At 74.9% G+C, this 24,416-nt stretch carries 30 protein-coding genes; 13 read left to right on the forward strand and 17 right to left on the reverse strand.

Annotated elements, in window-relative coordinates:
- Window positions 1-26: 26 nt before the first annotated feature.
- From trpC to C229_RS0121735, 7 genes are all read right to left on the reverse strand, one after another.
- Complete coding sequence (trpC, locus tag C229_RS0121705; protein WP_018657213.1) at window positions 27-833, reverse strand: indole-3-glycerol phosphate synthase TrpC; 807 nt, start codon at window positions 831-833, stop codon at window positions 27-29.
- 88 nt (window positions 834-921) lie between these two features.
- Entirely contained in the window at window positions 922-1,338 is a 417-nt protein-coding gene (locus tag C229_RS35840; RefSeq protein WP_026314036.1) for a DUF2752 domain-containing protein, read from the reverse strand.
- Between the two features lie 117 nt (window positions 1,339-1,455).
- Window positions 1,456-2,124 (reverse strand): winged helix-turn-helix transcriptional regulator, encoded by a 669-nt coding sequence (locus C229_RS0121715; protein ID WP_018657215.1) that lies wholly within the window; start codon window positions 2,122-2,124, stop codon window positions 1,456-1,458.
- Window positions 2,121-2,711, reverse strand: a complete 591-nt coding sequence (locus C229_RS0121720; protein ID WP_033424672.1) for a Trp biosynthesis-associated membrane protein — start codon at window positions 2,709-2,711, stop codon at window positions 2,121-2,123. The genes C229_RS0121715 and C229_RS0121720 overlap by 4 nt, the downstream gene beginning before the upstream one ends.
- A 38-nt stretch (window positions 2,712-2,749) precedes the next feature.
- On the reverse strand, window positions 2,750-3,133 hold the full coding sequence (gene hisI, locus C229_RS0121725) for a phosphoribosyl-AMP cyclohydrolase (RefSeq protein ID WP_018657217.1): 384 nt from the start codon (window positions 3,131-3,133) through the stop codon (window positions 2,750-2,752).
- A 110-nt stretch (window positions 3,134-3,243) separates the two neighbouring features.
- Window positions 3,244-3,450, reverse strand: a complete 207-nt coding sequence (locus tag C229_RS0121730) for a cold-shock protein (protein ID WP_018657218.1) — start codon at window positions 3,448-3,450, stop codon at window positions 3,244-3,246.
- A gap of 235 nt (window positions 3,451-3,685) precedes the next feature.
- Complete coding sequence (locus tag C229_RS0121735) at window positions 3,686-4,366, reverse strand: TIGR03085 family metal-binding protein (RefSeq protein ID WP_018657219.1); 681 nt, start codon at window positions 4,364-4,366, stop codon at window positions 3,686-3,688.
- Window positions 4,367-4,557: 191 nt separating this feature from the next.
- Between C229_RS0121735 and C229_RS0121740 the strand changes: the two genes are divergently transcribed.
- From C229_RS0121740 to C229_RS0121770, 6 genes are all read left to right on the forward strand, one after another.
- Entirely contained in the window at window positions 4,558-6,348 is a 1,791-nt protein-coding gene (locus C229_RS0121740; protein WP_033424673.1) for an ABC transporter ATP-binding protein, read from the forward strand.
- 85 nt (window positions 6,349-6,433) lie between these two features.
- On the forward strand, window positions 6,434-8,245 hold the full coding sequence (locus C229_RS0121750; RefSeq protein WP_018657222.1) for an ABC transporter ATP-binding protein: 1,812 nt from the start codon (window positions 6,434-6,436) through the stop codon (window positions 8,243-8,245).
- Between the two features lie 82 nt (window positions 8,246-8,327).
- The gene (locus tag C229_RS0121755; RefSeq protein ID WP_240487365.1) at window positions 8,328-9,587 is read left to right on the forward strand and encodes a hypothetical protein; all 1,260 of its coding nucleotides are present in this window, start codon (window positions 8,328-8,330) and stop codon (window positions 9,585-9,587) included.
- A gap of 58 nt (window positions 9,588-9,645) precedes the next feature.
- Complete coding sequence (locus C229_RS0121760) at window positions 9,646-10,020, forward strand: hypothetical protein (RefSeq protein WP_018657224.1); 375 nt, start codon at window positions 9,646-9,648, stop codon at window positions 10,018-10,020.
- 10 nt (window positions 10,021-10,030) lie between these two features.
- Window positions 10,031-10,399 carry a hypothetical protein gene (locus C229_RS0121765; RefSeq protein WP_018657225.1) on the forward strand — a complete coding sequence of 123 codons (369 nt, stop codon included), beginning with the start codon at window positions 10,031-10,033 and terminating at the stop codon, window positions 10,397-10,399.
- 37 nt (window positions 10,400-10,436) lie between these two features.
- Window positions 10,437-11,603 (forward strand): winged helix DNA-binding domain-containing protein, encoded by a 1,167-nt coding sequence (locus C229_RS0121770; protein WP_018657226.1) that lies wholly within the window; start codon window positions 10,437-10,439, stop codon window positions 11,601-11,603.
- A 430-nt stretch (window positions 11,604-12,033) separates the two neighbouring features.
- Here C229_RS0121770 and hisF read toward each other — a convergent pair whose 3' ends face one another.
- The 8 genes from hisF to C229_RS0121810 all read right to left on the reverse strand — a co-directional run bounded on the left by hisF (window position 12,034) and on the right by C229_RS0121810 (window position 19,054).
- Complete coding sequence (gene hisF / locus C229_RS0121775) at window positions 12,034-12,804, reverse strand: imidazole glycerol phosphate synthase subunit HisF (protein WP_018657227.1); 771 nt, start codon at window positions 12,802-12,804, stop codon at window positions 12,034-12,036.
- On the reverse strand, window positions 12,801-13,532 hold the full coding sequence (gene priA / locus C229_RS0121780; RefSeq protein ID WP_018657228.1) for a bifunctional 1-(5-phosphoribosyl)-5-((5-phosphoribosylamino)methylideneamino)imidazole-4-carboxamide isomerase/phosphoribosylanthranilate isomerase PriA: 732 nt from the start codon (window positions 13,530-13,532) through the stop codon (window positions 12,801-12,803). The genes hisF and priA overlap by 4 nt, the downstream gene beginning before the upstream one ends.
- 307 nt (window positions 13,533-13,839) lie before the next feature.
- Complete coding sequence (hisH, locus tag C229_RS0121785; RefSeq protein ID WP_018657229.1) at window positions 13,840-14,481, reverse strand: imidazole glycerol phosphate synthase subunit HisH; 642 nt, start codon at window positions 14,479-14,481, stop codon at window positions 13,840-13,842.
- A 172-nt stretch (window positions 14,482-14,653) separates the two neighbouring features.
- Window positions 14,654-14,824, reverse strand: a complete 171-nt coding sequence (locus C229_RS34730; RefSeq protein ID WP_018657230.1) for a hypothetical protein — start codon at window positions 14,822-14,824, stop codon at window positions 14,654-14,656.
- A 2-nt stretch (window positions 14,825-14,826) separates the two neighbouring features.
- Window positions 14,827-15,417, reverse strand: coding sequence for an imidazoleglycerol-phosphate dehydratase HisB (gene hisB / locus C229_RS0121795; RefSeq protein WP_026314039.1), 591 nt, complete (start codon window positions 15,415-15,417; stop codon window positions 14,827-14,829).
- Window positions 15,418-15,668: 251 nt separating this feature from the next.
- Window positions 15,669-16,757, reverse strand: a complete 1,089-nt coding sequence (locus C229_RS0121800; protein WP_018657232.1) for a histidinol-phosphate transaminase — start codon at window positions 16,755-16,757, stop codon at window positions 15,669-15,671.
- Window positions 16,754-18,061 carry a histidinol dehydrogenase gene (hisD, locus tag C229_RS0121805; RefSeq protein WP_018657233.1) on the reverse strand — a complete coding sequence of 436 codons (1,308 nt, stop codon included), beginning with the start codon at window positions 18,059-18,061 and terminating at the stop codon, window positions 16,754-16,756. The genes C229_RS0121800 and hisD overlap by 4 nt, the downstream gene beginning before the upstream one ends.
- A gap of 198 nt (window positions 18,062-18,259) precedes the next feature.
- Window positions 18,260-19,054 carry a PhzF family phenazine biosynthesis protein gene (locus C229_RS0121810; RefSeq protein ID WP_018657234.1) on the reverse strand — a complete coding sequence of 265 codons (795 nt, stop codon included), beginning with the start codon at window positions 19,052-19,054 and terminating at the stop codon, window positions 18,260-18,262.
- A 116-nt stretch (window positions 19,055-19,170) separates the two neighbouring features.
- Here C229_RS0121810 and C229_RS0121815 point away from each other — a divergent pair, with 116 nt between their 5' ends.
- Window positions 19,171-19,821 (forward strand): LON peptidase substrate-binding domain-containing protein, encoded by a 651-nt coding sequence (locus C229_RS0121815; protein ID WP_018657235.1) that lies wholly within the window; start codon window positions 19,171-19,173, stop codon window positions 19,819-19,821.
- A 24-nt stretch (window positions 19,822-19,845) separates the two neighbouring features.
- Window positions 19,846-20,343 carry a Cys-tRNA(Pro) deacylase gene (ybaK, locus tag C229_RS0121820; protein WP_018657236.1) on the forward strand — a complete coding sequence of 166 codons (498 nt, stop codon included), beginning with the start codon at window positions 19,846-19,848 and terminating at the stop codon, window positions 20,341-20,343.
- Here the strand turns inward: ybaK and C229_RS34440 are convergent.
- Entirely contained in the window at window positions 20,227-20,769 is a 543-nt protein-coding gene (locus C229_RS34440) for a hypothetical protein (RefSeq protein WP_240487366.1), read from the reverse strand. The genes ybaK and C229_RS34440 overlap by 117 nt on opposite strands.
- A gap of 191 nt (window positions 20,770-20,960) precedes the next feature.
- Between C229_RS34440 and C229_RS0121830 the strand changes: the two genes are divergently transcribed.
- Window positions 20,961-21,668, forward strand: a complete 708-nt coding sequence (locus C229_RS0121830; RefSeq protein WP_018657238.1) for a DUF6882 domain-containing protein — start codon at window positions 20,961-20,963, stop codon at window positions 21,666-21,668.
- Here C229_RS0121830 and C229_RS0121835 read toward each other — a convergent pair.
- Window positions 21,665-22,498, reverse strand: coding sequence for a helix-turn-helix transcriptional regulator (locus tag C229_RS0121835; protein ID WP_018657239.1), 834 nt, complete (start codon window positions 22,496-22,498; stop codon window positions 21,665-21,667). The genes C229_RS0121830 and C229_RS0121835 overlap by 4 nt on opposite strands.
- 23 nt (window positions 22,499-22,521) lie before the next feature.
- On the opposite strand from C229_RS0121835, the gene C229_RS0121840 reads away from it, so the two are divergent.
- The 4 genes from C229_RS0121840 to C229_RS0121855 all read left to right on the forward strand — a co-directional run bounded on the left by C229_RS0121840 (window position 22,522) and on the right by C229_RS0121855 (window position 24,414).
- Window positions 22,522-22,956: a GNAT family N-acetyltransferase gene (locus C229_RS0121840; protein ID WP_018657240.1), complete on the forward strand. Its 435-nt coding sequence runs from the start codon at window positions 22,522-22,524 to the stop codon at window positions 22,954-22,956.
- Window positions 22,957-23,063: 107 nt separating this feature from the next.
- Entirely contained in the window at window positions 23,064-23,375 is a 312-nt protein-coding gene (locus C229_RS0121845; RefSeq protein ID WP_018657241.1) for a chorismate mutase, read from the forward strand.
- A 68-nt stretch (window positions 23,376-23,443) separates the two neighbouring features.
- Window positions 23,444-24,112 (forward strand): AzlC family ABC transporter permease, encoded by a 669-nt coding sequence (locus tag C229_RS0121850; RefSeq protein WP_033424676.1) that lies wholly within the window; start codon window positions 23,444-23,446, stop codon window positions 24,110-24,112.
- Window positions 24,109-24,414, forward strand: a complete 306-nt coding sequence (locus C229_RS0121855; RefSeq protein WP_018657243.1) for an AzlD domain-containing protein — start codon at window positions 24,109-24,111, stop codon at window positions 24,412-24,414. Before C229_RS0121850 ends, C229_RS0121855 begins: the two co-directional genes overlap by 4 nt.
- Window positions 24,415-24,416: the final 2 nt, after the last annotated feature.

Here is a 24,416-nt window from a genome sequence, read left to right on the forward strand (position 1 = left end):
CATGTCCACAGCGTACCGCTTCCCGATCAGTTGCCCTGCCGCAGCGCGGGGTGCGCGCCCGCGGCGACCAGGTCGGCGACGGCGGCGCGCGGGTCCTTGCCGCGCACCAGGCTCTCACCGACCAGGACGGCGTCCGCCCCGGCGCCCGCGTAGGCGAGCAGGTCGTGCGGGCCGCGCACGCCCGATTCAGCGATCTTGACGACGTCCTTGGGGATGAGGGGGGCGAGCCGGGCGAAGGTGTCGCGGTCGACCTTGAGGGTCTTCAGGTCGCGGGCGTTGACGCCGAGGACCTTGGCCCCGGCGTCGAGGGCGCGCTCGACCTCCTGCTCGGTGTGGACCTCGACGAGCGGCAGCAGGCCGAGCGACTCGGCGCGCTCGACGAGCGAGACCAGGGCGTCCTGTTCGAGGGCCGCGACGATGAGCAGCGCGACGTCGGCGCCGTGGGCGCGGGCCTCCCAGAGCTGGTAGGCGGTGACGATGAAGTCCTTGCGCAGGACGGCGATGTCGACGCTGGCGCGGACGGCGGCCAGGTCGTCCAGGCTGCCGCCGAAGCGGCGCCGCTCGGTGAGGACGCTGATGACCTTGGCGCCGCCGGCCTCGTAGTCGCGGGCGAGCGCGGCCGGGTCGGCGATGGCGGCGAGGGCGCCCTTGGACGGGCTGCTGCGCTTGACCTCGGCGATCACGCCGACGCCCTGGCCGCGCAGGGCGCCGAGGGCGTCGCGGGGCGGCGGGGCCTGCGCCGCCTTCGCCTTGAGCGAGTCGAGCGACGTCTCTCGCTGCCTTTCGGCGAGATCGGCACGTACGCCGTCGATGATCTCGTCGAGCACGCTCACGCGGTCTGGCCCCCTAGTTCCGGCGATCCGTCGGTCGATCGTATCCATGCGCGCGGACGGTCCCCGACGGCGGGGCGGCCCGGCCGGGTCACGGGGCGAGCGCGTGCCCGAACGGAAGATTGCGGACGATCCAGTACACGACGAACACGACGGCCAGGACGCCGCCGACGACCGGACGCAGCAGCGGATCGCGCAGCCGCTCCCCCCGCGCCGACGCCCACGTCCAGCGTCCCCACAGGTAGACGGCGAGGGGAAGCAGCAGCACCAGCAGCGGATTGGACCCGAACGCGGCGCCGAGGTCCCCGTGCGCCAGTGAGTTCGTCATCCGCAGCCCACCGCACCCCGGGCAGTACCACCCGGTCAGCGCGAGCGCCGGGCATGTGGGGTAATGCCCGGGTTCATGAGGGTCGACGGACGCGACGAGGATCACTCCGGCGACCACCCCGGCCGCGACCGAGACCGGCCCAGCCACCCGCCACCGGCTCCCCCGCACGACCCCGTCCATGTCCCCAACCTAGCCATCCCCGCGCCGATCAGCGCCGCCGCGCCGCCCATGACCCGGCGCGGCCGGAACCGCACGGCCTGGCCGGTTGTCCGGCGGCGGTGTGGTGCGGGACGGTCGTCAGGCGTCGAGGACGTAGCCGACGCCGCGGACGGTGCGGATGGGGTTGCCGGTGCCGAGTTTGGCGCGGAGCTGGGCGACGTGGACGTCGACCGTGCGGCTGCCCGACCCGGCGCCGGCGGACCAGGCGGCGGCGAGGAGCTGTTCGCGGGTGAAGACGCGGCCGGGGTGGCCGATGAGGTGTTCCAGCAGGTCGTACTCGGTGGAGGTGAGGGCGAGCGGCCGGTCCCCGACGCGGGCGGTGCGCGTCACCGGATCGACGGCGAGACCACCGGCGCGCAGGGGCTCGGCGGGGGGCGCGGCGGTGTCGCCGCGCAGCGCCGCCAGCACCGCCGCGACGAGGACGCGCGGCGCGAACGGCCGGGTCACCCGGACGTCGCCGATGCCGCGCGCGGCGGGTTCGGGCGTCGGGACCAGGACGACGACCGGCGCCGGGCGGGCCGCCTCGGTCACCCGCCGGTACAGCTCGGCGGGCCGGGCCGCGGTGGACAGGTCGAGGACGACGGCGTCCGGCCGCAGCCGCGCGCACGTGCCGGGCGCCCGCGCCGGGTCGCGTTCCAGCTCGACCTCCAGGCCCTCGCGGGCCAGGTAGCGGCGTTGCAGCTCCGCGACGGCGGGCTCGTGCTCGGCCACCAGGACCAGCACGGGCCGGTCGTCGCCGGTGGTCACGGCCGCGCCGCGCGGTCCGGCGGGGCGGCGGTCGGGTCCTCGCCCCGGTCGAGCGACTTCCAGAGGGCGGCGGGGTCGGCGTCGTCGCGCGGGGCGGCGGCGCGGCGCTCGTAGCGCGCGGACAGGCCCGGCCAGCGCCGTCCCCGGACGAGCGTGACGATCCCGGCGGTCGCCACGAAGACGCCGCCGGCCGCCGACACCAGCCACCACGGGGACGTCGCCACCTCGGGCGCCGACCCGAGCCGCAGGAGCGCGCTCCGGTCTCCGGCGGCGGCGAGGATGTCGGCGCGGCCCGTCACGGTGACGCTCGCCCACACGATCCCGGCCCCGAACGCGGCCAGCAGCGCGCCGACCACGGCCCGCCCCCGGCCGCCGACGGCGAACAGCGCGGCCAGCCCGGCGAGCGCGGCCCAGCCGAGCGCCCCCGCCGTCGCCCCGAGGTCGCCGCCGGTGACGTCGAGCGTGAACGGCGTGATGGCGTTCTTCGCGGTGACGGTGGCCCAGGCGCGTCCGGCGGCGAGCAGCGTGAGCCCCGCCCCCGCCGCGCACAGCAGGGCCGTCAGCCCCCGTTCCCGGCCGGCGCTCATCGGCCGCCGGTCCGCGCCGGTCTCGGGCGGGCCGGGGCTCACGACGAGGCGGTGGGCCGTTCGCCCACGGTGGCGGGGAGGACGTCGGCGTCCCAGCAGGTGCGGTCGCCGGTGTGGCAGGCGCCGCCGATCTGGTCGACCTTCACCAGGACGGCGTCGGCGTCGCAGTCGAGCGCGACCGACTTGACCCACTGCTGGTGGCCCGAGCTCTCGCCCTTGACCCAGTACTCCTGGCGGCTGCGCGACCAGTACGTGCAGCGGCCGGTGGTCAGCGTGCGGTGCAGGGCCTCGTCGTCCATCCAGCCGAGCATGAGCACCTCACCGGTGTCGTACTGCTGGGCGATGGCCGGGACGAGGCCGTTCGGGTCGCGCTTGAGGCGTTCGGCGATCTTGGGGTCCAGATTGGACGGGCGAGCGGACATGCCCCCCATTGTGCCGCGTGCGGGCGGCGGACGCGCCCGGGCCGGGCCGGGACACGTAAGAGCCCGCGCACCGGGAGCGGAGCACGGGCCCTGACGTACGGCTTCGGGTGTTACAGGGGGACGACCTGGTCGGCCTGCGGTCCCCGGTTACCCTGCGTCACTTCGAACTGGACGCGCTGGTTCTCGTCCAGCGTGCGGTACCCGGAGCTCTGGATCGCCGAGTAGTGCACGAAGACGTCCGGCCCGCCGCCGTCCACGGCGATGAATCCGAAGCCCTTCTCGGCGTTGAACCACTTCACGGTGCCCTGCTGGGGCATGTCTTTCTCCTTGCGGCAAAACCTGGGCCCACACCTCGCGGACCCCGCGGTCGCGCGGAACGCTCTCGCCCCCCGTACGGTCCCGGAAAAGCCAAAACGCCCGCTGCCATCAGTCCGCGGGCGTTACCAAACGATCGAGAACCACGACTGCAACCGACGGCACCACCGTATCACCGGTTCCACCGAAATCGCAGGAGTGGGGACGCCTCGGATTCACCTCCGGGCGAACCCCCGGTTAAAGGCCCCAACCGGCCTCGGTAAGGGCGTTGACCGCCGCCGTCGGACCGGTGGGACGCACGCGTGCGACGTCCGTGCGGCCCAGTGCCCACAGGACGAGTTCGCCTACGGGGCCGTGCACGCGGACCGATCCGGCGGAGGGTCCGCGGCGTCCGCGCGCAACGCGGGCGGCACGGCCGTCCGGACGCACCAAGTTGACCTCTACCGGCACATTTCTTAGGACAAACCGGGCAATTTTGATACGAGCCCACAACGCTTGTTCCAGCTCCGACGTCAGCTCGCGCGGCTCCCACTGGGCGCTTGCCCGCCGCACGTCCTCGTGATGCACAAAGAACTCGACCGTGTTGGCATTATTGTCCACGACCGGAACCCGGTACGGGGAGAACCGGGGCGGCCCCTGCCGGACGCGTTCGACGAGCTCGTCGAACGGCACCCGCGCGGCCGTCCGCCGCCGGACCCGCTCGGTGTACCGGGCCAGCGGCGGCAGCAGGATGCCCGGCGCCGCGTCGGGCCGGCCCTCCCGGACGACCAGGTGCGCGGCCAGGTCGGCGGTGGTCCAGCCCGCGCACTCGGTCGGGGCCGCGGGGCCCCGCTCGGTCAGCGCGTCGCAGAGCAGCGCCCGTTCGGCCTGGGCCGGACGGGGCGCTCGCGCGGGCCCGGCGGATCGGCTCTCGCTCATCCTTCGATCGTAGGCGGGCGCCCGCCGGACCCGCACCCCGGGAATATCGGGCCTCCGCCGGTGGTAGGCATTACCGGGCCCCGACCCCGGCTTGACCGCGCGCCGCGCGGCGGCCGGGCCGTCGCGGCCCGTTTCGCCGTCGAGCCGAGGAGTACGCCGTGCCGCCACCGTCCCGCCGCGTCAGTCCGCGCATGCTGCGCGAGGGCCTCGGGGTGATCGGGGTGGCGATCAGGGCCGAGCCGCGCGTCTTCGCGCTGGCGGTGCTGGCCAGCGCCCTGTACGCGGCGATGACCGTGGGCACCGCGCAGGTGCTCGGCTGGGCGACCGAGGACGTCGTGCTGCCCGCGTTCGCCGAGGGGCGCACGACGGCGGGCGCGCTGTCGGGCGCGGCGGCGGCGATCCTCGGCGTCGCGCTGCTCAAGGCGCTCGGCGTCGCCGGACGGCGGTTCTTCGCCGGGCTCATGCAGTACCGGATGCAGGCCCGCTACCGGCGGGCCGTGACGCGCCAGTACCTGCGGCTGCCGCTGGCCTGGCACCAGAAGCACCCGACCGGCCAGTTGCTGTCCAACGCCAACGCCGACGTGGAGGCGTCCTGGGCGCCGCTGGCGCCGCTGCCGATGGCCGTGGGCGTCGTCGCGATGCTGGTGATCGCGGCGGTGTCGATCGTGCTGGTCGACCCGGCGCTGGCCGCCGTCGGCTTCCTCGTCTTCCCGGCCATCGCGGTGCTGAACCTGGTCTACCAGCGCAAGCTGGCGCCGATCGCGGCGCGGGCGCAGCAGTTGCGGGCCGAGGTGAGCGAGGTCGCGCACGAGAGCTTCGAGGGCGGTCTGGTCGTCAAGACGCTGGGCCGCGAGACGTCCGAGACCGCCCGGTTCGCCGAGCGCGCCGACCGGCTGCGCGACGCCAACATCGCGGTCGGGCGGGTGCGCGGCATGCTCGACCCGCTGCTGGAGGCGCTGCCGAACCTGGGCGTGCTCGCGGTGCTCGTCGTCGGGTCGGTCCGGCTGGAGTCGGGCGCGCTGACGGCGGGCGGCCTGGTCAGCGTCGCCTACCTGTTCACGCTGCTGGCGTGGCCGATCCGGGCGCTCGGCTGGGTGCTGGCGGACGTGCCGCGCAGCGTCGTCGGCTGGCGGCGGGTGCGCGGCGTGCTGGACGCGGGCGGCTCGCTGCCGTTCGGTGAGCGGGAGGCCGGCGGCGACGGCGCGGCCCGGCTGGAGGTCAGCGAGGTGCGGTTCGGGTACGCCGACGGCGCCGACGTCCTGCACGCGGTGTCGTTCGCGGCCGAGCCGGGCCGCACGATCGCCGTCGTCGGGCCGACCGGGTCGGGCAAGTCGACGCTGACGTCGCTGCTGGTGCGGCTGGTCGACCCGGCGGGCGGGAACGTGCTGCTGGACGGCGTGGACGTGCGCGACGTGCGGCGCGGCGGGCTGGCGGCGAGCGCGGCGCTGGTGCCGCAGCAGACGTTCCTGTTCGACGACACCGTGCGCGGCAACGTCACGCTCGGCCTGGACGTCCCGGACGAGCGGGTCTGGGAGGCGCTGCGGCTCGCGCAGGCCGACGGGTTCGTCGCGGCGCTGCCGCACGGCGCGGACACGCAGGTCGGCGAGCGGGGCATGACCCTGTCGGGCGGCCAGCGGCAGCGCCTGGCGCTGGCCCGCGCGCTGGTCCGGCGGCCCCGGCTGCTCGTCCTGGACGACGCCACCTCCAGCGTCGACCCGCAAGTGGAGGCGCGCATCCTGGCGGGGCTGCGCGACGGGGCGGGCGCGGACACGACCGTCGTGGTGGTCGCCTACCGCAAGGCGACGATCGCGCTGGCCGACGAGGTCGTCTACATCGAGCACGGCCGCGTCGCCGGGCGCGGCCCGCACGCCGACCTGGTGACCCGCTCCCCCGGCTACCGCCGTCTCGTCAACGCCTACGAGCGCGCCGAACGCGACACCGGCGACGACGTCGGCCTGAACGACGAGGAGGCGCTGCGATGACCGCCGTACCCGGACGGCCCGCGCACCGCCGCGGCACCGGACCCACCGCCGACGCGCTCGGCCCGCACGACCAGGAGGGGCCGCGATGACCGCCGTGACCGAACGGCCGGAGAAGACGACGACGCTGAGCGAGGCGGCGCGGGACGAGGGCGCGGTCCGCACGCTGGCGCGCGGGCTGCGGCTGAACCCCGAGTTCCGCGCGGGCCTGCCGATGACGCTCGTCCTGGCGCTGCTGGCCACGGCGGGACGGCTCGTCGTGCCCGTCGCCGTGCAGCAGACCGTCGACCGTGGCCTGACCGGCGAGGGCGGCCCCGACGTGGCGTTCATCCGCACGATGGTGCTGGTGTGCGCGGTGGCGGTGCTGCTGACGGCCGGCTGCGCCTACCTGATGAACGTGCGCCTGTACCGGACGTCGGAGACGGGCCTGGCGGCGCTGCGCGTGCGGGCGTTCCGGCACGTGCACGACCTGTCGATGCTCACCCAGGGCGGGGAGCGGCGCGGTTCGCTGGTGTCGCGGGTGACCGGCGACGTCGACCAGATCAGCCAGTTCATGCAGTGGGGCGGGCTGATGATGATCATGTCGGTGGGGCAGCTCCTCATCGCCAGCGTGCTGATGTTCGTGTACTCGTGGCCGCTGGCGCTGCTGGTGTGGGTGTCGTTCCTGCCGCTGATGTACGCGCTGCGGCTCATCCAGCGGATCATCTCCCGCGCGTACACGCGCGTCCGCGAGCGGATGGCGGACCTGCTCGCGGCCGTCAGCGAGTCGGTGGTGGGCGCGCCGGTGATCCGCGCGTACGGCGCCGAGGACCGCACCGCCGCCAAGGTCGACACCACCGTGGACGCGGCCCGGTCCGCGCAGACGCGCGCGCAGGGGCTCGTCGCGATGACGTTCCCCGCGAGCGAGCTGGTCGCGGCGCTGGCGACGGCGGCGGTCGTCGTCGCCGGGACGCTGCTGGGCATCGGCGGGCACCTGACCGCCGGGGAGCTGGTCGCGTTCCTGTTCCTGGTGACGCTGTTCGTCAGCCCGATGCAGGCCGCGACGGAGATCCTCAACGAGGCGCAGAACGCCATCGCGGGCTGGCGGCGGGTGCTCGGCGTCCTGGACACCGAGCCGGACGTTGCCGACCCCGGCGAGGCGGGGCGGTCGCTGCCGCGCGGGCCGATCGAGGTGCGGTTCGAGGACGTCGGGTTCGCCTATCCGGGCGGGCCGCCCGTCCTGCACGGGGTGTCCGCGACGATCGCGCCGCAGGCGCGGATCGCCGTCGTCGGCGAGACCGGGTCGGGCAAGACGACGTTCGCCAAGCTGCTGACGCGGCTGATGGACCCGGCGTCGGGGCGCGTCCTGGTGGACGGGGTGCCGCTGGACGAGGTGCGGTTCTCGTCGCTGCGGGAGCGGATCGTCATGGTGCCGCAGGACGGCTTCCTGTTCGACGCCTCGCTGGCCGACAACATCCGCTATGGGCGTCCCGGGGCCACCGACGCCGACCTGGCCGCCGCCGTCCGCGAGCTGGGCCTGGGCGACTGGCTGGACGGGCTGCCGCGCGGGCTGGACACGCCCGTCGGGCAGCGCGGCGAGTCGCTGTCGGCGGGCGAGCGGCAGCTCGTCGCGCTGGCCCGCGCCTACGTGGCCGACCCCGACCTGCTCGTGCTGGACGAGGCGACGTCGGCGGTGGACCCGGCGACGGAGGTCCGCATCCAGCGGGCCCTGGACGGGCTCACCCGCGGCCGGACGGCCGTCGCGATCGCGCACCGGCTCTCGACGGCCGAGGCCGCCGACGAGGTGATCGTCTTCGACCGGGGCCGGATCGTGCAGCGCGGCGCGCACGCCGAGCTGGCGGCGGTGCCGGGCGTGTACGCGGACCTGTACGCGTCCTGGACCGCGCAGCGGGCGCTGTGAGCGCGCACAGGTCCGGGTTCGGCCGCACGGGAACCCGGGAAAGCACTTGCCCGATATCTGCTCGCCTGCGCATTCTGGCAGGGTGAGCAACGAGGTCATGCGGGAATCTTCGACGACGCTGCACGGTCAGTTGCAGCGAGGGCTCGGCCGGGCGGCGCGGCGTGCCGCCGCCTCGCGCGGGGCGGGCGAGTACGTGTACGACTGCGTCCGCCGCGACCCGCGCTGGGACGCCCAGTGCGAGGAACGCGGGCTCTATTACGCGCGCCTCATCGTCGACCTCGAACTGCCCGCCGGCCCCCTGGCCGACCACCTGTTCGACCCCGCCGACGCCGCCGGCTCCGACGCCGACCGCGGCTGGCTCACGCTGTGCGTCCTCGGTGATCTGGTGCGGCTCAGCCGCCGCGAGTCCGCCGCGATCCTGCGCCGGTACGCCGAGGACGGCACGCACTGGTCCGACGCGCTGGAGATCCTCGCGGACCTCGGCGACCCGTCGCTCACCGCCGGGCTGGACGGGCTCGTCGCCGCCCGCTGCGACGAGGACGACCTGTTCTGGCTGCTGCGCGACCCCGACAACCCGGTCTTCGCGTCGTGGGCGGCCCGGCAGCCGCGCATCGCCGCCGCGCTGAGCCGCAACCGGGACCGGACGCTCGTCCCCCGGCCCGCGCCGGGCCCGGCCGGTCTCTCGCTGCTGCCCGAGGACGTCCTGCACGCGATGGCGTCCGGACGCGGCGACGACGCCATGCCCGCGATCTTCGAGCTGGGCCGCCGCCGCTCCCCCGCCCTGCTCGACCTCGCCGAGGAGTTCGCGCCGCTGCGGCCGAGCCGCTGGGGCGGCGCCGTCGCCCGCGCGCTGCGCGGCTGCGGGCCGCGGACCGTCCCCCGGGCGCGGATCTGGGCCGCGTCACCGGGGTCCGCGCACGGCCTGGACGCCCTCGGCCTCGACATCCTCGCCCGGCACGGCACCCGGCAGGACATCCCGCTGCTCATGACGGCCCTGGACACCGCGCTGACCGGGCGGGCGTGGGGTTCGGCGGCGTCGCCCATCGAGGGCCTGGGACGGCTGCGCGCGGGCGAGTCCGTCCCGCTGCTGAAATCGGCGTGGACCGAGTCGGAGTACTCCTATCTGCGTCCCCGCGTCCTGACCGCGCTGGCCCGCACCGCACCGCACACCGCCGAGGCGTTCACCACCGAGGGCCTGTGGGACGCCGAGGAGGCCGTCCGCGAGATCGCCGCGCAGACCGCCCCCCGCACGCCCGACACCACCACCCGCCTGCGCCGCCTGCACCACGACGCCGCCGAGGACCCCGGCATCCGCGCCACCGCCGCCGCCCGGCTCCTCTGAACCTCCCGGCTCCCCCGCCGCGTACCTGCCGGTGACATCCCGTCTCCCGGAGGACGCCATGGCCCCCTCGCACCTGACCGGCGCCGTCGTCGCCGTGCTCACGCTCGCCGGTTGCTCGGCCGGAACGCCCGCCGCCGGGGCTCCGGCGACGATCGAGCAGCTCGCCGCCCGGACGGGCTGCTCGCTGAACGGCTCCCGGGGCGCCGAGGAGCTGCGGCAGGGATCGTGCTCGACGTCCCGGGGCCGGTACACGCTCGTCGGCTTCACCACCGACCAGGGCCAGGCGGCGTGGCTCCGGGAGGCCAAGCCGTGGGGCGGCACCTACCTCGTCGGGACGCGGTGGGTCGCCGTCGGCACCCCCGCCGTGCTGGAGGGGCTGCGCGCCGACCTCGGCGGCCGGATCGACCACGGGGACCGGCACCACGGCGGTTAGGATCGGCGGCATGGTCACCTCTCTGCGGCGGCGCCTCGCCGTGCTGCCGTTCCTCGCGCTCCCCCTCGCGACCGTCGCCGCGTGCGGCGGCGAGAACGCCTCGACGTCCTGCGACCTCAACGCCTGCACGGTCACGTTCCAGCGCGGTGTGCAGGCCAGCGCGTCGATCCTCGGCGTGAAGGCCGAGCTGGTCGGCGTGCAGGGCAACATGGTCACGCTCCGCATCGCCGGGCAGCAGATCACGGTGCCGAGGGGCGGTGAGGGCGAGGCCGAGGGCTTCAACGTCGCCGTGCAGTCGGTGACCGCCGAGCAGGTCGTCGTCCGTGTCGACCACGGCGCGGGCGGCGGCGGTGACGGCGGCGAGGAGGGCGAGAACTGAGCCCGGAACTGTCACCGGCGGGCGCTAGCCTGCGCGTATGTTGCACATCGGCGCCGACCAGCGGCGCGCCCGGCTCGGCGTCCGGCACCGGCTCGCCGCGCCCGCACCCGGCCCGGCGGAGGTGGCGCGCTCGCTCGTCGCCCTGCACGCCACCGATCCCGCGACCGTGTACCTGTCGGTCGCGGCGCGGACGCGGGGGCTGACGCCCGGGGACGTGTCGGCGGCGCTCTACGACGACCGGACGCTGCTGCGGATGCTCGCGATGCGGCGCACGATGTTCGTCGTGCCCGTCGAGGACGTGCCGATGTTCCAGGCCGCCAGCGCGGACGCGCTCGTCGCCAAACAGCGCCGCACCTATAGCGGCCTGCTCGCCAAGGCGGGCATTCCGGACGCCGAGGCGTTCTTCGACGCCGCCGCCGACGCCGCGCACGCGGCGCTCGTCGCGCGCGGGTCCGCGACGGGCGCGCAGCTCTCCGCCGAGGTGCCCGCGCTGCGCACGATGGTCGACCCCGCGCCCGGCAAGTCCTATTCGCGGCCGGCGAGCATCACCACGTGGGTGCTCGTCACGCTCGGCGTCGAGGGGCGGGCGGTGCGGGGGCGCCCCAACGGCTCGTGGGCCAGCAGCCAGTACGTGTGGGCGCCCGTCGAGGAGTGGATTCCCGGCGGCATTCCGGACATGTCCGTCGAGGACGCGCGGGCGGCGCTCGTCCGGCGCTGGCTGGAGCGGTTCGGCCCCGCGCCCCTGGCCGACCTGGCGTGGTGGACGGGCTGGTCGCAGCGCGACGTGAAGGCCGCGCTGACGCGCGTCGACACCGTCCCGGTCGATCTGGACGGCACCCCGGGCCTCGTCCTGGCCGACGACACCGACCCCGTCCCGGAACCCGAGCCGTGGGCGGCCCTGCTGCCCGCCCTCGACCCGACGCCGATGGGCTGGAAGTCCCGCGACTGGTATCTCGGCCCGCACGCCCCGTCCCTGTTCGACCGCAACGGCAACATCGGCCCGACCCTCTGGTGGAACGGCCGCGTCGTCGGCGGCTGGGCCCAACGCCGCGACGGCGAAATAGCCCTCCACCTCCTAGAGGACCCGGGCCCCGAGGCCCGCACCGCCCTAGAGACCGCCGCCCACACCACCACCACCTGGTACGGCCCCACCCGCACCATCCCCCGCTTCCGCACCCCCCTGGAACGCACCCTCACCACCTGACCAACCCCAAAGCCACACCACGACCAGCCGCACCCAACCACCACCGCCTACGCCCGCCCCCAACGAACCGGCCGTGGGCAGACGCCACCACCGGCGCCCGCCCACCACGAACGAGCACCGCCACCGCCCGCGACGAACCGGCCGCGTTCAACCTCCGCCAGCAGTGTTCGCCCACCACGGACCCGTCACACCCAATGACCACCGCCTACGCCCGCCCGCGACGAACCAGTCGTGGGCAGACGTCACCACCGGCCTCCGCCCGCCACGAACGAGCCACGCCCAAGCGATACCGACGGTGGCCGGGCGTGACGGGCCGGTCGTGGGCAGATGTCGGCTCGGCCAGCTCGGCGTTTGCCGTGGTCGGGGGTGCGGGGCGGGTGGTGTTCGTGCGGTGGTTTCCTCGGTCGGGGGCGGGGTGGGCTGGGGTGGGTCAGCGGACGGGTTCGCCTGCTGCTCGGAGGGAGGCTTTTACCTCGCCGATGGTGAGGTCTCCGAAGTGGAAGACGCTGGCGGCGAGGACGGCGTCGGCGCCTGCGGCGACCGCCGGGGCGAAGTGCTCGACGCGGCCCGCGCCGCCCGAGGCGATGACCGGGACGCGGACCGCGGCGCGGACGCGTTCCAGCATCTCCAGGTCGAAGCCGTTCTTGGTGCCGTCCGCGTCCATCGAGTTCAGGAGGATCTCCCCGACGCCCAGTTCCTCGCCGCGGCGCGCCCACTCGATCGCGTCGATGCCGGTGCCGCGCCGCCCGCCGTGGGTGGTGACCTCGTAGCCGGACGGCGTCACGGTGCCGTCGGTGACGCGGCGCGCGTCCACCGACAGCACGATGCACTGCGAGCCGTACCGGTGCGCGGCCTCGCGCAGGAACTCCGGACGCGCGATGGCCGCCGTGTTGATCGACACCTTGTCGGCACCGGCGCGCAGCAGCGTGTTCACGTCCTCCACGGTGCGGATGCCGCCGCCGACCGTGAGCGGGATGAACACCTGCTCGGCGGTGCGGCGCACGACGTCGTAGGTGGTGGAACGGTCGGCGCTGGACGCGGTGATGTCGAGGAACGTCAGCTCGTCGGCGCCCTCGGCGTCGTAGCGGCGGGCCAGCTCGACGGGGTCGCCCGCGTCGCGCAGGTTCTGGAAGTTGACGCCCTTCACCACGCGCCCGGCGTCGACGTCCAGGCAGGGGATGACGCGGACGGCGACGCTCACTTCGCGGCCTCCGCGACGGCGGCCAGCGCCTCTTCGAGCGTGAACGCCTGCGCGTACAGGGCCTTGCCGACGATCGCGCCCTCCACGCCGAGGCCGGTCAGCGCGGCGAGGGCGCGCAGGTCGTCCAGGGACGACACGCCGCCGGACGCCACGACCGGGCGGTCGGTGCGGGCGCAGACCTCGCGCAGCAGGTCGGTGTTGGGGCCGCGCAGGGTGCCGTCCTTGGTGACGTCGGTGACGACGTAGCGGGGGCAGCCGTCGGCCTCCAGCCGGTCCAGGACCTCCCACAGGTCGCCGCCCTCGCGGGTCCAGCCGCGCGCGGCGAGCGTCGTGCCGCGCACGTCGAGGCCGACGGCGATCTTGTCGCCGTGCGAGGCGATGATCTTCCGGCACCAGTCGGGGTTCTCCAGCGCGGCGGTCCCGATGTTGACGCGCTCGCAGCCGGTGGCCAGGGCCGCCTCCAGCGACGCGTCGTCGCGGATGCCGCCGGACAGCTCGACCTTCACGTCCAGGCGTCCCGTCACCTCGGCGAGCAGCTCGCGGTTGCCGCCGCGTCCGAACGCGGCGTCCAGGTCGACGAGGTGAATCCACTCCGCGCCCGCCTTCTGCCACGCCAGGGCCGCATCGAGCGGCGCGCCGTAGGAGGTCTCGGTCCCGGCCTCGCCCTGCACGAGCCGCACGGCCTGGCCGTCGGCGACGTCCACGGCGGGAAGCAGCGTCAAGGTCATCGTCTGGTCTCCACAACTCACCACCCGGCACCCGCCGAGCGAACCAACAGAACACGAACAACACCGGCCGCCCGTCACACCCCGGCCACCCGATCCTCCCAACCCGAGCGGGCCTGCCCCAACCCGAGCCAGCCTGTCCCTACCTATTCCAGCCTGTCCCTACCTGTCCCAGCCCCAACCCCGCCCGGCTCGGCGGGGTGCGGCTCACTCGACCGAGCTTCCAGGGCCGGGAGGGGTTCCGGCTTCGGGCGTTCCCTTCGGCGGGCCGGTGGGTGATCTGCGTGGGGCGGTCGGTCTTGCGGGTGGGTCAGCGTAGGGTGCCGAGCCAGTTGCGCAGCAGGTGGGCGCCTGCGTCGCCGGACTTCTCGGGGTGGAACTGGGTGGCGCAGAGGGGGCCGTTCTCGACGGCGGCGACGAACCGGTCTCCGTGCTCGGCCCAGGTGACCAGCGGCGGCGTGAGGTTGCCGAGCGGGTCGGGTTCCAGCTCCCAGCGGCGGACGGCGTAGGAGTGCACGAAGTAGAAGCGGGTGCCGGCGCCGAGACCGGCGAACAGCTCCGACCCCTCGGGCACGTCCACGGTGTTCCACCCCATGTGCGGCAGGACGGGCGCGTCGAGCCGTTCGACGGTGCCGGGCCATTCGGCGCAGCCCTCGGTGGTGACGCCGTGCTCGACGCCCTTCCCGAACAGGATCTGCATGCCGACGCAGATGCCGAGCACCGGCCGGCCACCGGCGAGCCGACGCCCGATGATCTGTTCGCCCCGGATTCCGCGCAACCCCTCCATGCACGCCGCGAACGCCCCGACGCCGGGCACGACGAGCCCGTCCGCCTCCAGCGCGGCGTCCCAGTCGGCGGTGACGGTGACGTCCGCACCGTGCCGCGCGACGGCCCGCTCGGCCGACCGCAGATTCCCCGACCCGTAGTCGAGCACGACGATCGACGGACTCATGTCCCCATCACTCCCCCACGCACGACCACCATCCCGACCTGTCCCGCGCCGACCTGCCCGCCCGTCCCCGGCGCGACGCGCTCGGCGCCGCGCACACCCGGGCGGTGCGGGAGGGCGCTCATCCGCGAGGCCGACGCACTCGCGCGTCCGGGCACCACCGTGCCGCCGTGTGTCAGCCCCACAGGAGCCCCCCGGTGGCCGCGAGGGCGGCGAGGACGCCGACGACGAGCGCGGCGATCTTGAGGCCCTGACGGACGAAGCTGTAGACGCCGGCCAGCAGGAACAGGGCGAGGCCGAGGAGCAGGACGTTGGCGTAGCCGAGTTCGAGGCCGAAGATCTCCACGGCTACAGCGCCCCCTTGGTGGAGGGGATGCCGTGGACCTTCGGGTCGAACGCGACGGCGTCGCGCAGGGCGCGGGCCAGGGCCTTGAACTGCGCCTCGACGATGTGGTGCGCGTTGCGGCCGTAGGGGACGTGGACGTGCAGCGCGACCTGCGCGTTGGACACGAACGACTCCAGCACGTGCCGCGTCATCGTGGTGTCGTACTCGGGGCCGATCATCGGCGCCATGCCCCCGGGCTCGGAGTGCACCAGGTAGGGGCGGCCGGACACGTCGACGGTGACCTGGGCGAGCGCCTCGTCGAGCGGGATGGACGCGTCGGCGAAGCGGCGGATGCCAGCCTTGTCGCCGAGCGCCTGCCGGAACGCCTGCCCGAGCGCGATCGCGGTGTCCTCGATGGTGTGGTGGCTGTCGATGTGCAGGTCGCCCCGCGTCTTGACGGTGAGGTCGAACGAGCCGTGCTTGCCGAGCTGGGCGAGCATGTGGTCGAAGAACCCGACCCCGGTCGCCACGTCGACCTCGCCCGTTCCGTCGAGGTCGATCTCGACGAGCACGGACGTCTCCTTCGTCCCCCGCTCGACCTTTCCCTTACGCATTCCCGGACCTCCACTCGCTCCCGGCGCACGCACCGGCGCCACCGAACCTCACCGTCCCCACGCCCCCGGCCCCGCTCCGGAACCGGACATCACACGCGCCCGGCCTCCGCGAACCACCCTGCCACCCGTCACGTCCCACCCGCACTCGGACGGACGTACGCCCGCTCACAGTGCCCTACCTTCCTCAAGGTGCCCCGAGGTATCCGTGAGAGCGGGATGCTCGGGTGGCGCGAGTGAGGCAGGGATGGCTCTCACAGTGCCGCCTGGAGCGCCGCGCGGAAGGCGGTCATCTCGGTGGGGGTGCCGATGGTGACGCGGAGCCAGCCCGGCGGGCCGACCTCGCGGACGAGGACGCCGTGGTCGAGCAGGGTCTGCCAGACGCGGTGCCGGTCGGGCAGGTGGCCGAACAGGACGAAGTTGGCGTCGGAGGCGGCGACCGTGAGGCCGAGGTCGCGCAGCCACGTGACCAGGGCGTCGCGTTCGGCGCGGAGCGCGTCGACGGTGCCGAGGAGTTCGGCCCGGTGGGCGAGCGCCGTGCGGGCGACCGCCTGGGTGATCGCCGACAGGTGGTAGGGCAGCCGGACGAGCAGCAGCGCGTCGATCACGGCGGGATCGGCGGCCAGGTACCCGACGCGGGTGCCCGCCATCGCGAACGCCTTGGACATCGTGCGGGTGACGATGAGCCGGGGACGGCCCGGCAGCAGCGTCAGCGCCGACGGCGTGCCCGCGCGGCGGAACTCGGCGTACGCCTCGTCGACCACGACCATGCCCGGGGCGGCGTCGAGGACGGCCTCGACGGCGGCCGGGTCGAGCGCGGTGCCGGTCGGGTTGTTGGGCGAGGTGAGGAACACCACGTCGGGGCGGTGCTCCTCGATCGCGGCGACGGCGCGGGCCGGGTCGAGGCCGAAGTCGTCGTCGCGGGCGGCGTCGACCCAGGCGGTGCCCGACACCCGCGTGATGATCGGGTGCATCGAGTACGACGGTTCGAACCCGAGCGCGGTGCGCCCGGGCCCGCCGAACGCCTGGAGGATCTGCTGGAGGATCTCGTTGGAGCCGTTCGCGGCCCAGACCTGGCGGCCGGTGAGTCCGGCGCCGGGCGTGTCGAGGTTGAGGAAGTCGGCGAGTTCGGCGCGCAGGACGGTGGCGTCGCGGTCGGGGTAGCGGTTGAGGCCGCCCGCGACCTCCTCGACGGCCTTGCCGAGCGCGGCGACCAGCGCCGGGGACGGCGGATAGGGGTTCTCGTTGGTGTTGAGCGCGTAGGGCACCTGGATCTGGGGTGCCCCGTACGGCTCCCGGCCGCGCAGGTCGTCGCGGATGGGGAGGTCGGAGAGCGAGGTCACGACGGGATCTCCCAGTCGAAGCGGGCGCGCAGCGCGGCGCCGTGCGCGGGCAGGTCCTCGGCGTCGGCCAGGACGGACACACGCGCGGTGGCCTCCGCGAGGGCGGCACGGTCGTAGCGGACGACGTGCACGCCGCGCAGGAACGACTGCACCGACAGGCCCGACGAGTGGCACGCGCACCCGCCGGTGGGCAGCACGTGGTTGGACCCGGCGAGGTAGTCGCCGAGGGAGACCGGCGAGTACGGCCCGATGAAGATCGCCCCGGCGTTGCGGACCCGGCCGGCGACGGCGTCGGCGTCGACGGTCTGGATCTCCAGGTGCTCGGCGGCGTAGGCGTTGACGACGGCGAGACCGGCGTCGAGGTCGTCGACCAGGACGATGCCGGACTGCCGCCCGGCGAGGGCCTCGGTGATGCGCTCGGTGTGCCGGGTGCGGGCCACCTGCGCCTTCAGCTCGTCCTCGACGGCCTCGGCCAGCGGGACCGAGTCGGTGACGAGGACGGCGGCGGCGAGCGTGTCGTGCTCGGCCTGGCTGATCAGGTCGGCGGCGAGGTGGACCGGGTCGGCGGTGGCGTCGGCCAGGACGGCGATCTCGGTGGGCCCGGCCTCGGAGTCGATGCCGATGACGCCCTTGAGCAGCCGCTTGGCGGCGGCGACGTAGACGTTGCCGGGGCCGGTGACCAGATCGGCCCGGGGGCACTCCCCGGTGCCGTAGGCGAGCATCGCGACGGCCTGCGCGCCGCCCGCGGCGTACACCTCGTCGACGCCGAGCAGCGCGCACGCGGCGAGCACGACGGGGTGCGGCAGGCCGCCGTGGTCCTTCTGGGCGGGCGAGGTGACGGCGAGCGAGCCGACGCCGGCCTCCTGCGCGGGCACGACGTTCATGACGACGCTCGACGGGTACACCGCGCGGCCGCCCGGCACGTACAGGCCGACGCGGTCGACGGGGATCCACCGTTCGGTGACGGTGCCGCCGGGCACGACGCGCGTGGTGACGTCGGTGCGGCGCTGGTCGCGGTGGACGAGCCGGGCCCGCCGCACGCACTCCTCCAGCGCGTCGCGGACGGCCGGGTCGAGCGTGCCGAGGGCGGCGCGCACCGTCTCGGCGGGGACGCGGACGCGGTCGATCGCGACGCCGTCGAAGGCGAGGGTGTACTCCCGGACGGCATCGTCGCCGCGATGGCGGACGTCCTCGCAGAGGGGCCGCACCTTCTCCAGGGCGGCCTCGACGTCGAGTTCGGCGCGGGGCAGCACGGTGCGCAGGTCGCCGGGGAGCGAGCCGCGCAGGTCGATACGGGAGATCACGCCCCCCAGTCTACGGAGCCCCGGACCCTCACCGGGCCACGTCTCAGCAGCCGAGATGGGCGGTGTGGACCGCTTCGTCGCCGTTCGCATGGTGAGACCCCCGATGGTCGAACGCTCGCCCGGGCGGCGGCGTCCCCCCGATTCTGGAACAGGCGAACGCGCCGCGCGCGACCCCGGCCGGGGCTGTGGATAACTTTTTCAGACCCGCAGGTCACCGGCGAGAACGGTGACGGCCCGGCCGCGCAGCACGACCCGGTCGCCCTCCACGCGGACGCCCACCGAGCCGCCGCGTGCGGACGCCTGGTACCCCGTCAGCGCCGTCCGCCCGAGCCGTTCCGCCCAGTACGGCGCGAGCGCGCAGTGCGCCGAGCCCGTGACCGGGTCCTCGGCGCCGTCCAGGGACCGGGCGCCGAAGAAGCGGGAGACGAAGTCGTGGTCGCCGTCGGCCGGGGCGGTGAGGATGACGCCGCGCGCGTCGAGCCGGGCGACCGCCTCGGCGTCGGGGTCCAGGGCGCGGACGGTGGCGGCGTCGGAGACTCGGACGAGCCAGTCGTCCTGGGCGTTGCGCCCGGTCCACAGCGGCGTCACGCCGAAGACGTCGGCGAGCCCGTCCGGGGCGGGCGCCTCCTGCGCCGGGACGGACGGGAAGTCCATCTCCAGCACGCCGTCCGCGTCGCGCCGGACGGTCAGCACGCCGCTGTGCAGCGTCCGGAACCGGATCGGCGCGTCCGGCGCGGCCAGGCCCGTCTCGTAGAGCGTGTGCGCGGAGGCCAGTGTCGCGTGGCCGCACAGTGCCACCTCTAGCACCGGCGTGAACCAGCGCAGCTCCCATTCGGCGCCGTCGCGCCGCACGAACGCCGTCTCGGAGTGCCGCATCTCCGTCGCGACCCGCTGCATCCAGGCGGGGTCGGCGGCGGCGTCGAGCAGGCAGACCCCGGCGGGGTTGCCGGCGAACGGACGGTCGGTGAACGCGTCCACGACGATGATCCTCATACCCGGGACGCTACCGGCGCCGCATCACCATGTGAGAATTCCACCCGTTCGGACACGCGGGAACCGTCCTACCCTGGCGGCGAGCAGGTGCCGCAGCCGGAAGCGAGGACCGGGCCATGACCGAGCGGGTGCCGCTGTTCCCCCTCGGAACCGTGCTCTTCCCGGGGATGGATCTGCCGCTGCGGGTCTTCGAGGACCGCTATCTGGCCCTCGTCCGCGACGTGCTGGCGGGCTCCGCGCCGCACCGGTTCGGGATCGTGGCGGTCGAGTTCGGCCATCCGGTGATCGGGACGCCCCGGATCGCGGAGGTGGGCTGCGTCGCGGAGGTCACCGAGGCGGAGGAGCGGCCGGACGGCCAGTGGGCGCTGACCACCGTCGGCGGCGCCCGGTTCCGGGTGAAGGGCGTCGATCGCTCCCGTCCGTATCCGCTCGGTGAGACGGTCCCGCTGCCGGACGAGCCCGGCCCCGATCCCGAACCCCTGGCCCGGCTCGCCGGGGCGGCGTTCGAGCGCTACCGGGGGCGGATGGCGGCGCTCGGCGTCGCGTTGCGGGCCTCGGCGGCGACCGAGCCGGTCGCGCTGTCGCACGAGATCGCGTCCCGCCTGGTGCTGGACGGCAGCGAGACGCAGCGGCTGCTGGCCGCCGAGCACGCCGCCGAGCGGCTGCGCCGCGCGCTCGCCCTGCTGGAACGGGAGAACCGGCTGCTGCGCGACCTTCCGGCGCTGCCCTACGCCCCGTTCGCGGACGGCTCCTTCCACCCGAACTGAGCGCGGTTTCGGCACACTGTGCGGATGAGTCCCGCGAAGTCCAAAGGCGGCAAGGGCACCCCGGCCACGGTCGCCGCCACCCGCGCCGGTGCCGCGTTCACCCTGCACGAGTACACCGTCGACCCGGACGCCCCGTCCTACGGCCGGGCCGCCGCCGACGCGCTGGGCGTGCCGCACGAGCGGCTGTTCAAGACGCTGCTCGCGGCGGTGGACGGGGCGCTGACCGTCGGGATCGTCCCGGTCTCGTCCTCGCTGGACCTCAAGGCGCTGGCCGCCGCCGCGGGCGGGAAGAAGGCCGTGATGGCCGAGCCGCGCGACGCCGAGCGCGCGACCGGCTACGTCGTCGGCGGGATCAGCCCGCTCGGGCAGAAGCGGCGGCTGCCGACGGTGCTGGACGCGTCGGCCTCAGCGTTCGCGACCGTCTACGTCTCGGCCGGCCGGCGCGGCCTCCAGATCGAACTGGCCCCCGCCGACCTGATCGCCCTGACCGGCGCCGCGACCGCCGTGATCGCCCGCGGGTAGGCGTTTGACGAGGACCTCGAAGAACGCGTACGAGCCGACGGAGGCCATCGGCCAGAACGTGAGGACGCCGAGGGCGCGCAGGTCGGCCGGGCCGCTGAGGACGCGGCCGTCGGGCGCGGCGGCGACGGCGGCGCGGAAGTCGGCCAGGCCGACGTGGTGGCCGGTGCGCCAGGCGAGCACGGCCGCCGCCGCTCCCCCGGCGGCGAGGCCGAGCAGCAGCGCGATGTCGTTGCCGCGTCCGCCCGCGAGGTAGGCGGCGCCGCCGCAGAGCACGCCGAGACCCACGGCGATCAGGGCGAACCGGGCGTCGGTGCCGATGGGCCCCTGTCCCTCGGGGTCGGCCAGCAGCGCCCGCCCGCGTACCACGACGAAGCGGATCTCGGGCGCGATGTGCGCCCAGAGCAGGCCGGCGAGGGGTCCGAGCATGGCGATGAGGGCACAGGTCAGCGTCCAGGTTCGCAAGGCCCTGCCGACCGGTCCCCGCACCTCGTACGCTCCTTGTGAACGACCCGCTCCCGACAGCGAAAGACTAACCCGCCCTGGTGAACCGTTCGACAACCGGAAGGTGCTCGATTTCCGCCCACGACCGGCCCGATCCCTGGGATAATGTGCCCGACATGTCCGGATTCAGCCCCGCTTTCGAACGCCTCGGCGCAGCGCTCGCCGCGGTGGTCCTCCAGCAGCAGGAAACGCTCGCCGAGTTCCTGCCGCGCGAGGACTGGAGCGCGGACCTCACGGCGCGCAGCTACACCAGCGGCGGCGTGACGGTCCGGGTGACGCTCCTCGGCAGCTACGCCGCGCGCGAGCGCACCTGGCTGTGGGGCTGGGCCAATCCGCAGTTCGGCGAGGACCATCCGGCCGTCGCCCCGACCCTGCGCATCCGGACCCTCGGCGCACGGCTCGGCATCCCCGAGTTCACCACCCCGGAAGTCGATCTCGGCTGGTACGACGGCCCGGCCGGGCACGGCGGCGAACTGATGGCCATGGCCGCAGGCGGCGTCCTCGCGGGCGGCGGCTACATCGGCGCGGGCTACGACGGCGGCTCGGCCTACCTGCACGTGGACGACGAGAAGGCGCCCCCCGCCGCGTGGGACCCGGTCCCCGTCCCTCGGCTGCTCACCACGGCCGTCAGCCTCTTCCCCGCCGACCCGCGCCTCACCCTGGCCCGGTTCCTCAGCCACCACCGCGTCCCCTACCGCGAGGGCGACGGCGTCCTCGACCTCACCCCGCCCGAGGGCCCGGCCCGCGCGCACTTCGACGGCCTGGGCCGCTTCACCGGCTGGGAGAGCGTGCTGGTCGGCGCGCGGCCCGCCGCGCTCGCCTAGCCCGGGTGGCGGGTGCGGCGGTAGGCGCCGGGCGGGACGCCGACGGCCTTCTTGAAATGGCGGGTGAGGTGGGCCTGGTCGGCGAAGCCGGTGGCGGCGGCGGTCGCGGCGGGGGTGTGGCCCTCGTCCAGCAGACGGCGGGCGGCGCGGACGCGGACCTGGTTCAGGTAGGCGTGCGGCGGCAGGCCCAACGTGGTGCGGAAGGCGCGCAGCAGCGGGAACGGGCGCGTCCCGGACGCGGCGGCCAGTTCCTCCAGCGTCGGCGGGTCGACGAGACGGGCGTGCAGGATGTCGCGGGCGCGGGCCACGTCGGCCGGGAGCGCGGCGCCGTCCGGCAGGTCGGCCCCGGCGTGCCGGAGCAGCGCCGCCAGGCCCCGGCGCAGCAGTGTCGAGCCGGTCAGCGCGTCGCTGCCGTCCTCGCCCGCCCGGTGCGCGGCGCGCAGCAGCGCGGCGGCCTCGGGGTCCCAGATCACCGGATGCCCGAACGAGGGCGCGCCGCGGCGGCCCAGCTCGGCGGCGACCTCGCGCACCAGCCGCTCGCCCGGGTACAGCACCCGGTACGTCCAGCCTTCGGGCGTTCCGGCGTGCCCGGTGTGCACGACGTCGGGGTTGACGACGGCGAGCGCGCCGGGCCCCGCCCGGTCGACGCCGCCGGGATGGGCGAACTCCTCGACGCCGCTCTCGATGACGCCGACCGTGTAGCCCTCGTGGACGTGGCGCCCGAACCGGTAGGTGACGAAGCGGGCGCGGAGCAGGTCGACGTCGGCGACGGCCGGATGCCGCCAGTGCCGGGCGTTCTCGCCCGGTCCGAGATCCCGCAGCTCAGCCATTCCGACATGGTAGGACGTAAGGCGTGAAGACCGAGATCATCACTATCGCGACCGACACCGACCGGGCCGCCGCCCTCGCCATCCGGATGCGCGTCTTCGTCACCGAGCAGGGCGTCCCGCCGGAGATCGAACTCGACGCCGACGACGCCGCGGCCCGGCACTTCCTGGCCCGGCTGGACGGGCGTCCCGTCGGCACCGCCCGGCTGCTCGACCGCGACGGGACGGGCGTGCTCGGACGGCTGGCCGTACTCCCCGAGACGCGCGGGACGGGGCTCGGCGCGGCACTGGTGCGCGCCGTCGAGGCGCAGGCGCGCGCCGAGTCGCTGACGGCGGTGCGGCTGCACGCGCAGACGTCGGCGCGCGGCTTCTACGAACGCCTCGGCTACACCGCCTACGGCCCCGAGGACGAGGAGGCGGGCATCCCGCACGTCTGGATGCACCGCCGTCTCACCGGCTGAGACGACGGTCCCGCCCGTTGGCGCCACGTCCTACGATGGACGGCATGGGACGTCGCTCCGGGCACCCTCTCCCGCGCGGACGGCCGCAGCGAGAAGGGAAGCGACCCATGACCGACCCCGCCCGGACGCTCGACGTCCGCCTCCCCGACCCCGCGTCCCTGGACGCCGTGGCCGACGCCCGCACCGCCATCGACGACATCGACCGCGTCCTCGCGACGCTGCTCGAACACCGCGCCGCCGTGGCGGGCCGAATCCAGGACCTCAAACCCGTCGGCGGCTTCGCCGGACGCAACCCCGCCCGCGAGGCCGAGATCGTCGCCGCCATGGCCCCCCACGCCCCCACCCTCGGCCCCGACCGCCTGGCCCGCATCATGTCCACGATCATCGAATGCGGCCTGGAACTCGCCGAGCACCGCTGAACGCCCACCGGCGGCACCGCGCAAGAACGTTCAAGAAGGGGTGCCGGGGGCGGGTCTAGCGTGCGGGCATGGGTTCCTTGGAGGTCGACGCCCGGCGGGCGGCGGTGCGGGATGCCGTTGGCGTCGGGGTCGCTGTGGGGTTGTCGGGGTTCGCGTTCGGGGCCGCGGCCGTCACCGCCGGGTTGTCGGTGGGGCAGGCGTGCGTGCTGAGCCTGGTGGCGTTCACCGGGGCCTCGCAGTTCGCGCTCGTCGGGGTCATCGCGGGGGGCGGGAGCCTGGTCGCGGGCGCCGCCGGGGCCGTGCTGCTCGGAGGGCGGAACGCGTTCTACGGGCTGCGGCTCTCGCAGGTCCTCCGGATCACCGGGTGGCGGCGGGCGGTGACGGCGCAGGGGGTCATCGACGAGACGGCCGCCGTCGCCACCGCGCAGCCGGACGCGGACAGTGCACGGGTCGGGTTCTACGCCACGGCCGTCAGCATCTACCTGATGTGGAACGCCACGACGCTGCTCGGGGCGCTCGGCGCCGCGCGGATCGGTGATCCGGAGGCGTTCGGGCTCGACGTCGTGGGGGCGGCCGTGTTCCTGGCGCTGCTGTGGCCCCGGCTGACCGCCGGGCGGGGACCGGCGAGGGTCGCCGCCGTGGCCGCCGTCGTCGCGTTCGCGGCAACGCCCGTGCTGCCGCCGGGGGTGCCCGTCATGGTCGCCGCCGTCGCCGTGATCGCGGGAGGGCGGCGGTGAGCGTCTGGATCGCCGTGATCGCCACCGGGATCGGGTGCTACGCGCTCAAGCTCGGCGGGCTCGTCATGCCGCAGCGCGTCCTGGACGACCCGCGCGTGCAGCGGTTCGCCGAACTGGTGCCGGTCGCGCTGCTCAGCGCGCTCGTCGTCGTCCAGACGTTCGCGGACGGACGCTCCCTGGAGTTCGACGGCCCCCGCGTCGCGGGCATGGGGGCCGCCGTCGTCGCGCTCGTGTGCCGGGCGCCGTTCCTCGTCGTGCTCGCCGTGGCAGGTGCCGTGGCGGCGGCACTGCGGCTGCTGTGACG

The sequence above is a fragment of the Actinomadura flavalba DSM 45200 genome (assembly GCF_000374305.1).
In the GTDB taxonomy this organism is placed as follows: Bacteria; Actinomycetota; Actinomycetes; order Streptosporangiales; family Streptosporangiaceae; genus Spirillospora; species Spirillospora flavalba.

Coding starts and splice junctions, on each gene's coding strand:
- C229_RS35840 (WP_026314036.1), bottom strand. CDS start 1,338: ATGGACGGGGTCGTGCGGGGGAGCCGGTGGCGGGTGGCTGGGCCGGTC.
- C229_RS0121720 (WP_033424672.1), bottom strand. CDS start 2,711: ATGAGCGCCGGCCGGGAACGGGGGCTGACGGCCCTGCTGTGCGCGGCG.
- hisI (WP_018657217.1), bottom strand. CDS start 3,133: ATGTCCGCTCGCCCGTCCAATCTGGACCCCAAGATCGCCGAACGCCTC.
- C229_RS0121730 (WP_018657218.1), bottom strand. CDS start 3,450: ATGCCCCAGCAGGGCACCGTGAAGTGGTTCAACGCCGAGAAGGGCTTC.
- C229_RS0121735 (WP_018657219.1), bottom strand. CDS start 4,366: ATGAGCGAGAGCCGATCCGCCGGGCCCGCGCGAGCGCCCCGTCCGGCC.
- C229_RS0121740 (WP_033424673.1), top strand. CDS start 4,558: ATGCTGCGCGAGGGCCTCGGGGTGATCGGGGTGGCGATCAGGGCCGAG.
- C229_RS0121750 (WP_018657222.1), top strand. CDS start 6,434: ATGACCGCCGTGACCGAACGGCCGGAGAAGACGACGACGCTGAGCGAG.
- C229_RS0121760 (WP_018657224.1), top strand. CDS start 9,646: ATGGCCCCCTCGCACCTGACCGGCGCCGTCGTCGCCGTGCTCACGCTC.
- C229_RS0121765 (WP_018657225.1), top strand. CDS start 10,031: ATGGTCACCTCTCTGCGGCGGCGCCTCGCCGTGCTGCCGTTCCTCGCG.
- C229_RS0121770 (WP_018657226.1), top strand. CDS start 10,437: ATGTTGCACATCGGCGCCGACCAGCGGCGCGCCCGGCTCGGCGTCCGG.
- priA (WP_018657228.1), bottom strand. CDS start 13,532: ATGACCTTGACGCTGCTTCCCGCCGTGGACGTCGCCGACGGCCAGGCC.
- hisH (WP_018657229.1), bottom strand. CDS start 14,481: ATGAGTCCGTCGATCGTCGTGCTCGACTACGGGTCGGGGAATCTGCGG.
- hisB (WP_026314039.1), bottom strand. CDS start 15,417: ATGCGTAAGGGAAAGGTCGAGCGGGGGACGAAGGAGACGTCCGTGCTC.
- C229_RS0121810 (WP_018657234.1), bottom strand. CDS start 19,054: ATGAGGATCATCGTCGTGGACGCGTTCACCGACCGTCCGTTCGCCGGC.
- C229_RS0121815 (WP_018657235.1), top strand. CDS start 19,171: ATGACCGAGCGGGTGCCGCTGTTCCCCCTCGGAACCGTGCTCTTCCCG.
- ybaK (WP_018657236.1), top strand. CDS start 19,846: ATGAGTCCCGCGAAGTCCAAAGGCGGCAAGGGCACCCCGGCCACGGTC.
- C229_RS34440 (WP_240487366.1), bottom strand. CDS start 20,769: ATGCTCGGACCCCTCGCCGGCCTGCTCTGGGCGCACATCGCGCCCGAG.
- C229_RS0121830 (WP_018657238.1), top strand. CDS start 20,961: ATGTCCGGATTCAGCCCCGCTTTCGAACGCCTCGGCGCAGCGCTCGCC.
- C229_RS0121835 (WP_018657239.1), bottom strand. CDS start 22,498: ATGGCTGAGCTGCGGGATCTCGGACCGGGCGAGAACGCCCGGCACTGG.
- C229_RS0121845 (WP_018657241.1), top strand. CDS start 23,064: ATGACCGACCCCGCCCGGACGCTCGACGTCCGCCTCCCCGACCCCGCG.
- C229_RS0121850 (WP_033424676.1), top strand. CDS start 23,444: ATGGGTTCCTTGGAGGTCGACGCCCGGCGGGCGGCGGTGCGGGATGCC.